Origin of the sequence: Ruminococcus sp. NK3A76, assembly GCF_000686125.1 — a bacterium.
Taxonomy (GTDB): domain Bacteria; phylum Bacillota; class Clostridia; order Oscillospirales; family Ruminococcaceae; genus NK3A76.
In genome coordinates, this window is the sequence record NZ_JMMA01000002.1 from 2,764,799 (window position 1) to 2,778,159 (window position 13,361).

At 50.5% G+C, this 13,361-nt stretch carries 10 protein-coding genes; 1 reads left to right on the top strand and 9 read right to left on the bottom strand.

What is annotated here, in order from left to right:
* Positions 1–139 precede the first annotated feature (139 nt).
* The 7 genes from CD05_RS0112820 to CD05_RS19975 all read right to left on the bottom strand — a co-directional run bounded on the left by CD05_RS0112820 (position 140) and on the right by CD05_RS19975 (position 6,935).
* Complete coding sequence (locus CD05_RS0112820; RefSeq protein WP_037323008.1) at positions 140–1,393, bottom strand: glutamate-5-semialdehyde dehydrogenase; 1,254 nt, start codon at positions 1,391–1,393, stop codon at positions 140–142.
* 14 nt (positions 1,394–1,407) lie between these two features.
* Positions 1,408–2,208, bottom strand: a complete 801-nt coding sequence (gene proB / locus CD05_RS0112825) for a glutamate 5-kinase (protein WP_028510825.1) — start codon at positions 2,206–2,208, stop codon at positions 1,408–1,410.
* A gap of 126 nt (positions 2,209–2,334) precedes the next feature.
* Positions 2,335–2,853 (bottom strand): NUDIX hydrolase, encoded by a 519-nt coding sequence (locus CD05_RS19970; protein WP_051589008.1) that lies wholly within the window; start codon positions 2,851–2,853, stop codon positions 2,335–2,337.
* A 6-nt stretch (positions 2,854–2,859) separates the two neighbouring features.
* Positions 2,860–3,600, bottom strand: coding sequence for a hypothetical protein (locus CD05_RS0112835; RefSeq protein ID WP_028510826.1), 741 nt, complete (start codon positions 3,598–3,600; stop codon positions 2,860–2,862).
* Positions 3,597–4,559 carry a D-2-hydroxyacid dehydrogenase gene (locus CD05_RS0112840; RefSeq protein ID WP_242841267.1) on the bottom strand — a complete coding sequence of 321 codons (963 nt, stop codon included), beginning with the start codon at positions 4,557–4,559 and terminating at the stop codon, positions 3,597–3,599. Before CD05_RS0112840 ends, CD05_RS0112835 begins: the two co-directional genes overlap by 4 nt.
* Positions 4,552–4,926 (bottom strand): hypothetical protein, encoded by a 375-nt coding sequence (locus tag CD05_RS0112845; RefSeq protein ID WP_051589009.1) that lies wholly within the window; start codon positions 4,924–4,926, stop codon positions 4,552–4,554. The genes CD05_RS0112840 and CD05_RS0112845 overlap by 8 nt, the downstream gene beginning before the upstream one ends.
* A 53-nt stretch (positions 4,927–4,979) precedes the next feature.
* Positions 4,980–6,935: an EAL domain-containing protein gene (locus tag CD05_RS19975; protein ID WP_051589010.1), complete on the bottom strand. Its 1,956-nt coding sequence runs from the start codon at positions 6,933–6,935 to the stop codon at positions 4,980–4,982.
* 192 nt (positions 6,936–7,127) lie between these two features.
* Here CD05_RS19975 and CD05_RS0112855 point away from each other — a divergent pair, with 192 nt between their 5' ends.
* The gene (locus CD05_RS0112855; RefSeq protein ID WP_028510829.1) at positions 7,128–7,769 is read left to right on the top strand and encodes a biotin transporter BioY; all 642 of its coding nucleotides are present in this window, start codon (positions 7,128–7,130) and stop codon (positions 7,767–7,769) included.
* Positions 7,770–8,223: 454 nt separating this feature from the next.
* On the opposite strand, the gene CD05_RS0112860 is transcribed toward CD05_RS0112855, so the two are convergent.
* Together CD05_RS0112860 and CD05_RS19980 are read right to left on the bottom strand one after the other, a co-directional pair.
* On the bottom strand, positions 8,224–9,522 hold the full coding sequence (locus CD05_RS0112860; protein ID WP_028510830.1) for an O-acetylhomoserine aminocarboxypropyltransferase/cysteine synthase family protein: 1,299 nt from the start codon (positions 9,520–9,522) through the stop codon (positions 8,224–8,226).
* A 490-nt stretch (positions 9,523–10,012) separates the two neighbouring features.
* The gene (locus CD05_RS19980; RefSeq protein ID WP_051589011.1) at positions 10,013–13,351 is read right to left on the bottom strand and encodes a hypothetical protein; all 3,339 of its coding nucleotides are present in this window, start codon (positions 13,349–13,351) and stop codon (positions 10,013–10,015) included.
* Between the last annotated feature and the right edge of the window lie 10 nt (positions 13,352–13,361).

The following is a 13,361-nucleotide window of genomic DNA, read 5'->3' on the forward strand; positions in this document are numbered from 1 at the left end:
CAAAAGTGAAGAGTGAATAACGAATAATGAATAGTGAATAGTTGAGGTATCGACCTACGGTCGATGATTTTAAAATATGTGAGCGAAGCGAACACCAACACTCTTCACTATTCACTTTTCACTATTCACTATTCACTGTTTACCCTCTTATCTGGCCGCTGCCGTTGATAAGATACTTGACTGTGGTGAGCTCCTTAAGGCCCATAGGTCCACGGGTGTGGAGCTTCTGGGTGGATATGCCTATCTCAGCGCCGAGGCCGAACTCCTCACCGTCGGTAAAGCGTGTCGAGCAGTTTACATAAACGGCTGCTGCGTCGATGCGCTTCTGGAACTCATCAGCTGCGAAAAGGCTCTCTGTAACTATGCACTCAGAGTGGCCTGTCGAATACTTCTGGATATGCTCTATCGCCTCGCCTAAGCTGTCAACTACCCTTACTGCGAGTATATAGTCGCCGAACTCTGCGGCGTAGTCGTCCTCAGTCACAGGAACTACGCAGTCGCCGAGTATCATCTTTGTCATCTCGTCGCCCCTGAGCTCAACATTGTGCTCGTCGAGCTTTTTCTTCATCTTAGGCAGGAAGTCCTCTGCTATGTCACGGTGTATAAGCACAGTCTCGATAGCATTGCACACGCTCGGGCGCTGTGTCTTGCCGTTGTCAACTATATTCACAGCCATATCGAGCTCGGCAGTGGAGTCAACATAAACATGGCAGTTGCCTGCTCCTGTCTCGATGACCGGAACTGTAGCCTGCTTAACTACTGCCTGAATGAGCCTTGCGCCGCCTCTCGGGATAAGCACGTCGATATACTCGTTGCACTTCATCATAAGAACAGCCATCTCACGCTCGGTGTTCTCAACAAGCTGAATGCAGTCCTCAGGCAGGCCGGCAGTCTTTAATGCCTTTCTCATAAGAGCGCAGAGGGTGATGTTTGTGTTTATTGCTTCCTTGCCGCCACGGAGTATACAGCAGTTGCCGGATTTCAAGCAGAGAGCGCCTGCGTCTACCGTAACATTCGGGCGTGACTCGAAGATTATGCCTATAACGCCGAGCGGAACTCTTGTTTTGAGTATGCGCATACCCTTAGGCGAGAGGTGGCCGCCGTCAACAGCGCCTACCGGGTCTTCAAGTATGCACAGATGCTCGCAGGCATCAGCCATAGCGTCGATGCGCTTTTCGTTGAGCATGAGTCTGTCGAGCAGAGCGTCGGAAAGGCCACGTCTGCTGCCGTTTTCGAGGTCTATCTCGTTCTGTGCGATTATCTCACGCTTGTAGCGGCGCAACAGGTTGGCTATCTCCATGATAGCTGCGTTCTTCTCCTCTGTGGTGGCGCTTGCGAGCGTCACCTTGCACTGCTTTGCATTAAAGCCTAACTGTTCGATATAGTTGAGCATTTTCATTCTTCCTTTCAGTCGTTGCTTTTATTTGCCTTGAATATCGTACCCATTTCTCCTGTCTCAAAAAGCCAGTAGAGATTGTCGGGGTTCTTGCCGTTTATGATTATCATGTCTATGCCGGCTTCGTTGGCTATCTTTGCGGCGTTGAGCTTGGTTATCATGCCGCCTGTGCCGAGCTTTGTGCCCGAGCCGCCTGCGAGCTCTCTTATCTCGTCGGTTATCTCATCGACTACGGGGATAAGGCTTGCACCGTCGTCCTTTCTCGGGTCGCCGTCATAGAGACCGTCGATGTCTGACATGATGATGAGCAGGTCGGCATCTGCAAGCTCTGCAACTGTCGCTGCGAGCGAATCGTTCTCGCCCACTTCAAGCTCCAGCTCGTCTATAGCCACAGTGTCATTCTCGTTGATAACGGGGATAACGCCGTGTTCGATTATCTTTTCAAGAGCATTCTTGACGTTCTGCCGCCTGTCCTCAAGCAGCATGAATTTGGTAAGCAGCATCTGAGCCACATTCAGGCTGTATTCCGAAAAGAGCTTGTCGTAAAGATACATAAGCTCGCACTGGCCGACTGCGGCGCACGCCTGCTTTGAGGGGGTGTCCTTAGGCTTAGCGGCAAGCCCGAGCTTTGCAACGCCAAGCCCCACAGCGCCCGACGACACGAGGATTATCTCGTGCCCTGCGTTTTGCAGGTCGGCAAGGTTCTTAACAAGCCCCTCGACACGCCTGATGTTAAGTCTGCCCGTTCTGTGTGTAAGCGTAGATGTTCCGAGCTTGACTACTACTCTCTTTTTTTCCTTTAAGTATGACATTTTATTTACTCTCCTTATTAGTTCAGGTAACAGGTCACAGTTAACAGGTAACAGGTGAGGTGCGCCCTTCGGGCGCAGATGCCCATTCGGGCTGTTTGACTGTTAACTGCCGGCTGCCGTCCGGCGTTATTTATGCTTATAAAACCAGTCTCCGTACACCGCCTTGATGCGGTAGAAAAGGAAATCCAGAAACTCATCGGCATACGCCATGCGCTCTATCTCCCTCGGCCAGACGAGCTTAAAGTCGGTCGTCTCGCCCTCCTGCAAGGTGATGTCAGCTTCCGTGAAATCCCCCTCATAGAGATAGAAATTGTGTATGCAGCCTGAGCTTTCCCTGATTATCTGCCCCATGTAGCGCAGCTCACCGGGGTCGGCTTTAAGGCCTGTTTCTTCAAAAAGCTCTCTTGCAGCGCCGTCAACAGGCTGCTCGCCTGACAGCACCGAGCCGCCTGATATCTCCCAGTAGCCGCCGTGGTTCTTGCCCTCGTAGCGCCTGGTTATGAGCATCCTGCCCTGACGGTTCACGGACAGTATATTTGCGACAATATGAAACTCGCCCTTTGGCATCTGCTTACTGTCGTCACGCTCGTATTTTTTACCAAGCGGCCTTAGCTGTCTGTCATATAAGTCCCAGTATTCAGGCATAGCTTATTATTCTCCTTCCGCTGTTTCATCGGGCTCTTTTCGCCCTGCTATGTGCCTTATAAGTATCACAAGCGCCGACACTGTCGCTATGATAAGCACAGTGTATGCGAGCTTTACAGCACCGCCGAAGCGCTCAATGATACCCGAAAACGTGCCGCTGCCGAAAATGCGGAAGGTGAGCTTGCCGCCGTCCGCAACAATGGCATAGGGCTCGCTTTTGTCATACATCACCTCAAAGCTGTCGGTAACGCCCAGCACCTTGCCGTTTTGGTCTACATAAGCGGCCTTAAGGTCGCCGTATTTCTTGTGGATATCCGTCAGGTCGGGGGCTGTGCCGGCGTAGAGCTCGAGCTTCTGCTTCACCCGGTCAAAGTAACCTTCCTTGTCGTTGCCGCTTATCGTCATAGTGCGAAGATACCTGTAATGGCAGGTCATGCTGACATAGCCGCCGCTTTGGTATTTTGCTATCTCGCTCTCAGAGGTTATGTTCAGGCTCTCGTATTCGTAGACAGCCCTTTCCTCTTTGTCAATGGTACCCTTTGCTATCCTCCTCGGCGGTGCGTTGAATGACGTGTATGCCGCATCGTCCTCGGGCAGCTTTATCAGTATGTCAAGATAAGCCGTTCCCTCCGGGGCATTGTCCCAGCTGACATCGGCCTTGTAAGGGTCAAAGTCAAGCGCTGCGGCCGAAACCGCCAGCAGCACGCTTACAGCAAGCACCGAAAGCAGAGCTAAGACCCGCCTCATCTGTTCACCACGTTTATCGGTACACCGTCACGCCATGCACGCAGGTTCTCAGCGACACGCTCAATAAGGCGCTCTCTTGTTTCCCTCGGTGCCCACGCAACGTGCGGAGTTATAAAGCAGTTATCTACCCCCTGCAAAGCGCAGTCCTCACGCATAGGCTCCAGGGTCAGCGCATCAACGCAGGCAGCGGCTATCACGCCGTCTTTAAGGGCTTTTGCAAGCGCAGGCTCGTCAACGAGCCCTCCCCTTGCGGTGTTCACAAGAAGTGCCGAGGGCTTCATAAGGCTAAGTGTCTCGGCGTTTATCATCTTGTCATTCTCTGCTGTCAACGGACAGTGGAGCGATACGATATCCGAGCGCTTCAGCAGCTCCTCTAAGCTCACACATTCGGTGCCGTCTGTCACCTTCTGCGGAGAACGGGTGTATGTTATCACCTTCATGCCGAAGGCTCTTGCTATGTCTGCGACCTTTCGCCCTATGCTGCCGTAGCCGACTATACCCATAGTCCTGCCCGACACCTCGGCGGTCGGTATGCAAAAATTTGAAAACAGCTTATAATTTATCCAGCCGCCGTCAGCGGTCATTTTTATATACTGCGATATCTTTGAATAGTATTCAAGAATGAACGCAAATGTATGCTGTGCCACCGCGTCACGCGAATAGCTCGGCACGTTGCACACCACAGCGCCGTGCTTTGTGGCAGCAGCGAGGTCGATATTGTTATACCCCGTTGCGAAAAGCCCGACGTATTTTAAGTTCTCACACGCTGAGAACACCTGCTCGGTAATAAGGCACTTGTTGCAGATAACAGCATCTGCATCACCTATCGCCTGCGCTATGTCCTCATTTTTGGTAAAGCCGAAGACCTTCGCCTCGCCGAGTTCGGTTATAGCATCAAGCCTGACATCGTCACGGGTCACTGTCTCGGCATCAAGGATACATATCTTCATATCAGTCATCAAACGCCTTTTCCACAGCGTCTTCCTTCTCCTGTGCAGGAGGTGTATGGTCATCGTCAGCGCCTGATGAAGCCTGCTCCTGAGCCGGCTTATTCTCCTTGCCGGCTCTGAAAGCTATCACGGCTGCTGCTATCAGCATAGCCACCTCGAACACCCCGAGCAGGGCAATAAATATCGAATCGGTATTTATCTGTGTGAGGAATGTGCCGTCTACTGCAAGTGCGAGCAGCAGGTAGTGCGACGAGTGCTTTCTGTAATACTGTGTGCAGTAAACTGCGGTCGCAATTAGGCAGAATATCAGGTGCGGCCCGAAATTGAGCGGCGTATAGACATTCTGCATCTGTGATTCTGCGAATAAAGTTGTCAAAGAGATCATCTCCGGAAAATATAGAATTTATTTGGGTAAACGTAATTAAAATATCAGCCCTGCGGGACTTGGTTTCGCTCGGTTATGAACTTTATAAAGTCCTCTCTCGGCAGCGGCTTTGAGAAATAGTAGCCCTGGATATACTCACAGCCAAGCTGAGAGAACCGCTCCAGCATCTCCTTTGTCTCAACGCCCTCGACGACTATCTTCATCTGCAAGGCCTTTATAAGGTCTATCGAATGCTCAACGACGACAGTCATCTTTTTGTTGTCTTCAAGGCTCGCAAAGGTCTTGTCGAGCTTGGTTATGGTAAGAGGGAGCAGTGCTATGCTCTGCATATTGGAGTAGCCTGTTCCGAAATCATCGAGCGAAAATGTTATCCCGGCCTCGGTGAGCTTTCTTATGTTTGCCTCCATAACGCTCTGCGATTTGGCCGCAAATGTCTCGGTTATCTCCAGGTTTATCCTGTCATGGGATATGCCGAAGCGTTCGAGGGTGCTTATAATATCGTCAGCGAGCGTATCTCTCATACACTCGACGACTGAGAGGTTTATCTCGATGTAATCAAGCCCGAGCTCTGAAAACTCGTCGCTTGCTATCAGGTCGCACACGCTCTCGAACACGAACCTGCCTATCTTGTGTATCTGGCCGTTTTTCTCCGCCTCGGGGATAAACAGGTCAGGCGGCACGAAGCCGTATTTCTCGTCTTTGAGCCTTATCAAAGCCTCGGCCGAGGTAAAGCGCTTTTCGTTTATAGAATATATCGGCTGGTAGTAGACCTCCAGCGTGTTTTCAGACACAGCCCTGCCGATTATCGACTCCATATCTATGAGCATATCGTACCTGCCGGAGCTCAGGATATCCTCAGCCAGTGTCACCTCATCGTCCGCCGGGATAGCCTTGTTGATAAAGTCAAACAGCGCCGTTTTGCTGCCAAGATCCTCCGGGCAGTGTATCAGGCAGACGTAGGTTATCAGGTTTATATGCATACTGCTGACCTTGATAGGCAGCTTCATTTCCTTGTTGAGCGCATGAGCAAGCTCCATCGACTGCTCACGGTATACATCATCAAGTGTGAGCGCAAACACGCCGCCACGCAGGTAATACACCTCGCAGTAAACGCCAGTCTGCTGGCTTAATTTGCTGACATTCTCTATTGTGCGGCGCAGCAGCTTTATCCTCTCCTCGTAGCTGAGCAGGTCGCCGAAGGAGTGGAGGTTGCTCTCTTTGAGGATAATGATATCAAACGCTTTGTGGTTGTCATACGAGCGCTGCATATCCTCAGCAAATGCCGAGCGGCTCTTTGCCCCCGATTCTACGTCCATTATCTCCTCGGGGCGCTGCACCATTGCCGAGATAAACAGCAGACCCACGGCTGTAGCGAACATCTCGACCGGGTATCTCGGGAAGAACATCTGCAAAACGATAGCCCCGAGCATACACACAAGCAGTATCAGCAGCGACACCCACCGTGCCACGCCGACAGAGCGTTTGAACCGGAACAGGAAAAATATAAGATAGCATATATACACCGCAGCCACGACATAAAGCAGCCAGAACCACTCGCCACGGGCGTAGTGCATAGTCTCGTCAAAATAGAACGTCTTCTTGTTTATGGGGTTTATCAGCAGAGCGCCTGCCGCTGCTATCAAGGGCAGCGAGAGCAGATGCCTGAGCACCGGGTGCCGCCTTACAAGATGACGTGTATCCGTAAGCTCGGTCGCATACATACAGAAAAGAGGTGTCGTCACTATATGGAACAGCAGATACACCTCGTGCTCGATCATACGCACGGCGATGTTGTCATAGAGCATATTGTCATGCCTTACGGCGTAGCAGTCAGCAGCCGATGCTATAAACGCCGTTACACTGAGCGCTATGAACAGCAGATTGAGCCTGCCCTTGGTCATCTTTCTCATGACCGTCGAAACAAGTATCATGGCAAGCACTATACAGGCACTGTAGTCAAAATACACGAGCTTCAGAAGCTCGGTTCCGTCGTGAAACACAAGGCAAGCCCCCTTTCGTAAAACAAGATAGTTATACATCTTAAATTATATCATAAAGCCGCACTAAAGTCAAGCAAGAGCATATCATATCCTGAATTGTTATCTTATTTACGATAGGGGGGTTGACAAATATGAAATTATATGGTATGATATCAAATGTCAACGACAATAAAGTTATGAGGTGACATAATAATGAACAGTTCGTCAGCGATAGACAAAAGAAAAGACAAAGGCCGCTTTTCGCCGGAAAGGATAGCCTTTGCGGCGATGTTTGCAGCGCTCATATGCATCTGCTCGTGGATAGCAGTGCCAAACCCCTTCTCCGCCGGGGTGAGCTTTACGTTACAGACCTTCGGCGTTATACTCGCAGGGCTGCTTTTAAGCCCGTTCGAGGCGTTTCTGGTGGGGCTTGTTTATATGATGCTCGGCATTGTCGGGCTGCCTGTCATGTCAGGCTTCGGCACTCTGTATACACGCTTTCCGACAGCAGGCGGCGGATATATCATAGGCTTTTACATCACGCCGGTGCTCATAGCTCTTGCAAGGACAGGTATCTTCAAGATAACAGACCCCCGCTTCACAGGCGCTAAGCGCAAAACGGCACACTTTGCGGTATACCTCACACTTGCGATAGTCATAGGCATACTTGCAGTCGATATCCCCGGTATCATACAAGGCATATACTACACAAAAATGGGGCTTAAGCAAGCGATATTCCCCTTTGCGCTGGCATTTCTGCCGACAGACATAGTCAAATGCGTCCTCGCCGCCCTCACCGCCTCCGCCCTCGAAGAACCGCTTATGAAGATACGGTCAACAACAGGTAACAAGTAACAAGTAACAGGTAACAGGTAAGGTGTGCGCCAAAGGCGCACGGATATAAATAATAATGCCCCTGAGGTTTTGATACATGACCTCAGGGGTGATCTTTATGCCGGTATCAGCCCACCTGTTACCTGTTACCTGTTACCTGAAAACAAGTCTCCCCTCTCCCGTGGCTTAGTCGGGAAAGGGGGGATATCTTGTTTGTGGTAGGTAGTATGCTTAAGGCAACACCGCACAAAGACCGCCTGAAGGCTTTGTACGCAACTTACTTGCATCTTTTCCGTCATATTACACATTTTTTCCTTGAAATACGGTAGTATTCCTTCGGAAAATCTGTGCAATCTGACGAAAAAGCTGACTGCGCAATTTGCGCACAATCTTCGTGCGGTGTTGCCTTAAATATTTTATCCTTTATTGAGGAGGTAGGATATCATATCTTTTTTTAGCTTTTATTGTGTGCTTATCAGACTGCGTCGAGAGCTTCCTTGATGTCAAAGAGTATGTCATCAATGTGCTCTGTGCCTATCGAGAGCCTGATGGTGTTGGGCTTGATGCCCTGGTCTGCGAGCTCCTGCTCGTTGCACTCGGAGTGAGTGGTCGATGCCGGGTGGATAGCAAGGCTCTTAACGTCTGCTACGTTTGCAAGCAGTGAGAACAGCTGGAGGTTGTCGATGAACTTCTGTGCCTCAGCAGCACCGCCCTTTATCTCAAATGTGAAGATAGAGCCGCCGCCGTTCGGGAAATACTTCTTATAAAGCTCCTGCTGTGCAGGGTCTGTGGATACAGAAGGGTGATTTACCTTTTCAACCTTGGGCTGCTCGCTTAAGAACTTGACTACCTTGAGTGCGTTCTCAGCGTGACGCTCAACTCTGAGAGAAAGTGTCTCAAGACCCTGTAAGAACACGAATGCGTGTACCGGGGAAAGTGTCGAGCCTGTGTCACGAAGGAGGATAGCTCTTATATATGTTACGAATGCAGCAGGGCCTACAGCCTTTGTGAAGCTGACACCGTGGTAGCTCACATTGGGCTCTACGAGCCACGGGAACTTGCCGCTTGCTTCCCAGTCGAACTTGCCTGAATCTACGATAACGCCGCCTATTGTCGTGCCGTGGCCGCCTATGAACTTTGTAGCCGAGTGAACAACGATATCAGCGCCGTACTCGATAGGTCTTACAAGGTAAGGAGTAGCAAAGGTGTTGTCAACGATGAGCGGTATCTTATGCTTGTGTGCGATATTTGCGATGCGCTCGATATCGACTACCTCGGAGTTGGGGTTGCCGAGAGTCTCTATTTCTATTGCCTTTGTGTTGTCCTTGATAGCTGCCTCGATGCCGTCATAGTCGAAGGGGTCTACGAATGTCGTGTCAATGCCGTAGTCCTTAAGTGTGTGAGCGAGCAGATTGTATGTGCCGCCGTAGATGTTCTTTGCTGCTATGATGTGGTCGCCTGCGTGAGCTGCTGTCTGGATAGCATATGTGATAGCTGCTGCACCGGAACCGACTGCGAGTGCTGCCACGCCGCCCTCTAAAGCTGCGATACGTCTTTCAAAAACGTCCTGTGTGGGGTTTGTAAGTCTGCCGTAGATGTTGCCTGCATCTCTGAGGCCGAAACGGTCAGCTGCGTGCTGGCTGTTGTGGAACACATAAGACGATGTCAGGTATATCGGAACGGCTCTTGCATCTGTTGTCGGGTCAGGTGACTCCTGGCCTATATGAAGCTGCTTTGTTTCAAACTTTAAATTTCTTTCTGTTATCTTACTCATTTTAAATGACCTCCGTTAATGTACTGAACTTTTCATAAAGGGTGTTTTGTTTCTCTTTCTTTTTTATCTGTATCTTTTATGTATCTGTAGCTTTAACATCAACATCGGTACATTCGTTTGGTCTCGCTTATCTTGTCTGCATATCCGAATCTCATTTCGTTCTCTCCTTGTGCGCATTTTCCGACGGAAATATGGGTGCGTTATAATTCCTATCGGTTTTCTATGTTTTTACTGTGATTACATTCTACCACACATTACCCACAATGTCAAGTAGTTTTGTAGGATTTGTAGGAATAAACAACCGCAGCGCAGCTATTTCCTATCACGATTGTAGGTGTTGAACAAAAAAGGCGGCTGTGACAGCTTATTTCCTCTGTCTCCCCACACAAAAAAAGAGGTACCGACCTGCGGCTGATGATTTTAGATCTCATCAGCGCAGCCGATACCTTGATTATTCTTTATTCTTTTAGCCGGTGAAAGCCGCAGCTCATCACCACTTCCACTCCTCAAACAGCCTGCCCTTTTTTTCGGAGCCCTGCTGCGGGTCATTGCGGTTTTTGAGGTATTCGTTGGTAACGGCTATCGCTATGAGCGTGATGCCGATAACGAGCAGATATACCCACCAGCTGAGGTCTGAGAGGAATTCCTGACAGATGTAGATAGTAAGTCCTACCAGCATACAGGAGGATATCAGGAACCAGCGCTTTCTCTTGATGATGAACGAAACTATCATAACACAGGTCGCAACGCTCATGACTATAAGCGTGTTTGCGAGCGACTGGTGGACGAGTGCATCGCCTATGAGAAGCACCATTGCGAAAACGTGTACCGCAGTAGCGAAATTTTCGGCGGCCATTTTGTTTTTCTTAAGTATGTACTTGGCTGCAAAGCCGAATATCGTTATAGCCACGACTGTGACCTTGAGCTCGACAGTCTCCTGATCCGACACGAGGAAAGGCCTTTCGATAAAGGCGACCAGCAGCGCACCGGCTGATGCGAGCCTGAACACGGTATTCTGCAGCTCGCTGCTTTTCTTTCTTATGAGCATAAAGGCGTAGAAGCCGACTGCAAGGAAGAATACGAACAGCTTTGTCTGGAAATAAGGCTGCCCCGAGCCGTTGTCTGCTATAAGGAATAACCTGTGAAGCGCTGCCAGTGCCGATATTGCGAAGAAATCGGGCACGATAGCGTCCTGCTTCTTTGTATAGAGCATCTCGCTGAATATAAAGCGTGAGAGAATGCACAGGCATACAAACACGATGCCCGACGAAACGAGCAGGCCAAGGCCGTGATTATCCGAGATGAACTTGTTGATAAAGGATATCAGCGAATCGCACACGCCGAGCGATGTGATCGATGCGCCCACAGCAAACACGGTGTTGGCTGTTTTGGGGTTCTTCTCCCTGATAAGCATGACGATAAGAAGTGTCAGGCATACCCACGAAAGCAGAGGAACTGCGAATTCTATCCTGTCGGGGGCTGTCATACCAAAATCAACAGCCCTCTTGTTTGCATAGAGCACATAGTCAGCGCTTATAGCAAACAGCTGAAGCACCGCAGAAGCAGCACCGAATATGAACACGTCTATCCTGAAGGATCTGGTCTTTATCGGTCTCATGCGCTGCATGGGCGAGCCCTGCATATAGACCATTCTTGCCTGCTCCTCGGGGGTGAGGGCTCTGGGCTCGTAGAAATAGACCATTTTCGGGTAATATATCTTAGAGAGCACCACAAATGCCGCATACGCCGCAATCGAGCCTATCAGCTTGCCTGCATAATGGCTGTCTGGTGTCACGCTCTGGCCGCAGAGTGCCACGAGCGCCGTACACATAAATGCCGGAACTGCCGTGAGCGGCTGTATCTTGCCCCTGAACACTGCGACAAGTGCGAATATGCCTGCTGCAAGTGCGAGAGCTCTCTGGGCGACAGAAGCTCCCGAAACATCGACAAGTGCGAATGTACAAAGCGCTGCTGCGACGAGAAATGCGCCGCTTATATAGTGAAGATCGACCTTGCGTGGGGCTTTGCTGAGTGCCGTGAGCCCGAGGGCCGCTGCCGAGTAGATGACTGATACGAGTATTATCATATAGCCGCCGGTGGAAACGTCCTGAACATAAGTAAGGTATGAATCTAAGCACGCACCCATATATGCCACTGTCAAGGGAGCGAGCACGGCATAGATCGGCGAATAGGGCTTTTTTTCGAGTGCATAGATGCAGAAACAGCCTATCATGAATACAGAGCATACAAAGGGAAGAATGCTGTTGTCTGATAAGTCCGCCATGAGTATGAGCGTCAGACCTGATGCTATAGAGAAGATATTGTCAGACACAGATGTGCGCAGTGCCGCAAAGGCTCTGTATATAAGTCCCATGCATATGAATGCAAAGAATGCTGCTGTGAGCTTATCAAGCTCGCTGCCGTCCTCACCGAATATCTGCAATACTACACTTAAGGTGACAGCGAGCATATACACGCTGTGGAAAGCCTGCATGGGCTTTGAGTCACGCTTGAAGGCGTAGAGCGAGATTATCGCAAAGAGTATTATTGCCGTGAAATAATCGGCCACAGCCCAGTCGCCGATATTATAAACAAACGGCGAGAGGACGGATATCACGCCCGAGATGCCTGCGCATACTATAAGCGTGTCGCAAACCCAGTCGGGCTTGCCTTTTGCGATATAGATGACTGCTGCAAGGCAGGCTGACAGACCGACAGAGCCGAGAAGTGAGAATACACTTATGCTGCTGCCCGAGATATCCCTTGCGATGAGCAGGTAGGCCGCAAAGCCGCCTGCGAGCGACATGATCGCAAGGTATTTCTTTTTATAGAGTGAATAGCCCTTATACGCCAGCGCCGAGACGATTGCCGACGCTCCGCCTATAAACAGCCATTGGTGAACGCCGTCAAAGCTGAGGGCTTCACCAAAGAGCTCATAGTAGCCTGCCGTCAGGTAGGTTATGACTGTGAATACCGAGCCGAGCGTATAGAAGGCATTCGATGAATCCTTGATACCGAGCTTTTTATACGAAAACAGTGATATTATAAAGAAGAATACCGCTGCTATGCCTATGATGCCTGTTCTTCCCGAGCCTCCGAGAGACGCCCAAAGAGCAGTCGCAAACACAAGGCCTGCTATTGATACGAGTATAACGCCGACTGTCAGCATGACTGACGACGAGCTTATCTTTGTTTCCTCGTGGGGCGGCGTATAAGGCACGCCCTGAGGCGGCACCATGCCCTGATAGCCGGGACGCTGCGCAAAGTCAGGCTGCATATTCGGCTGAACAGGCATTCCCTGAGGGGGAACGTTCATTGCAGGCTGCGGCTGAACATTTGGCTGAACAGGTACACCCTGCGTTCCCTGCATTCCTTGCAGGGGGATATTCTGTGCAGGCTGCGGCTGGATATTGGGCTGAACAGGTACACCCTGCGTTCCCTGCATTCCTTGCAGGGGGATATTCTGTGCAGGCTGCGGCTGGATATTGGGCTGAACAGGTACACCCTGCATCCCTTGCGGAGGTGTGTTCGGGATAAACTGCGGCTGCATATACGGCGGCACAGGCGCTCCCTGCGGCCCACGAGGGGGAACATCAGGCGCTCCCTGAGGGGGAACGTAAGGCGTTCCCTGCGGAGGCGGCTGCATACCGTTTGCCAGGAAGCTCGGGGGTGTCTTTCCAATAGCACGGAAGTATTCCTGCGCATTTATCCTGCCCTGCCTGTAAAGCTGATTAAAAAAGTGTTCGAGCTTGTTGGCTTTACTGTTCAGGTGGATACACAGCGGTATAAGCAGTATCGGAAGTATCATCCAGATATAGTATAGCTTCATTTTATTTTCC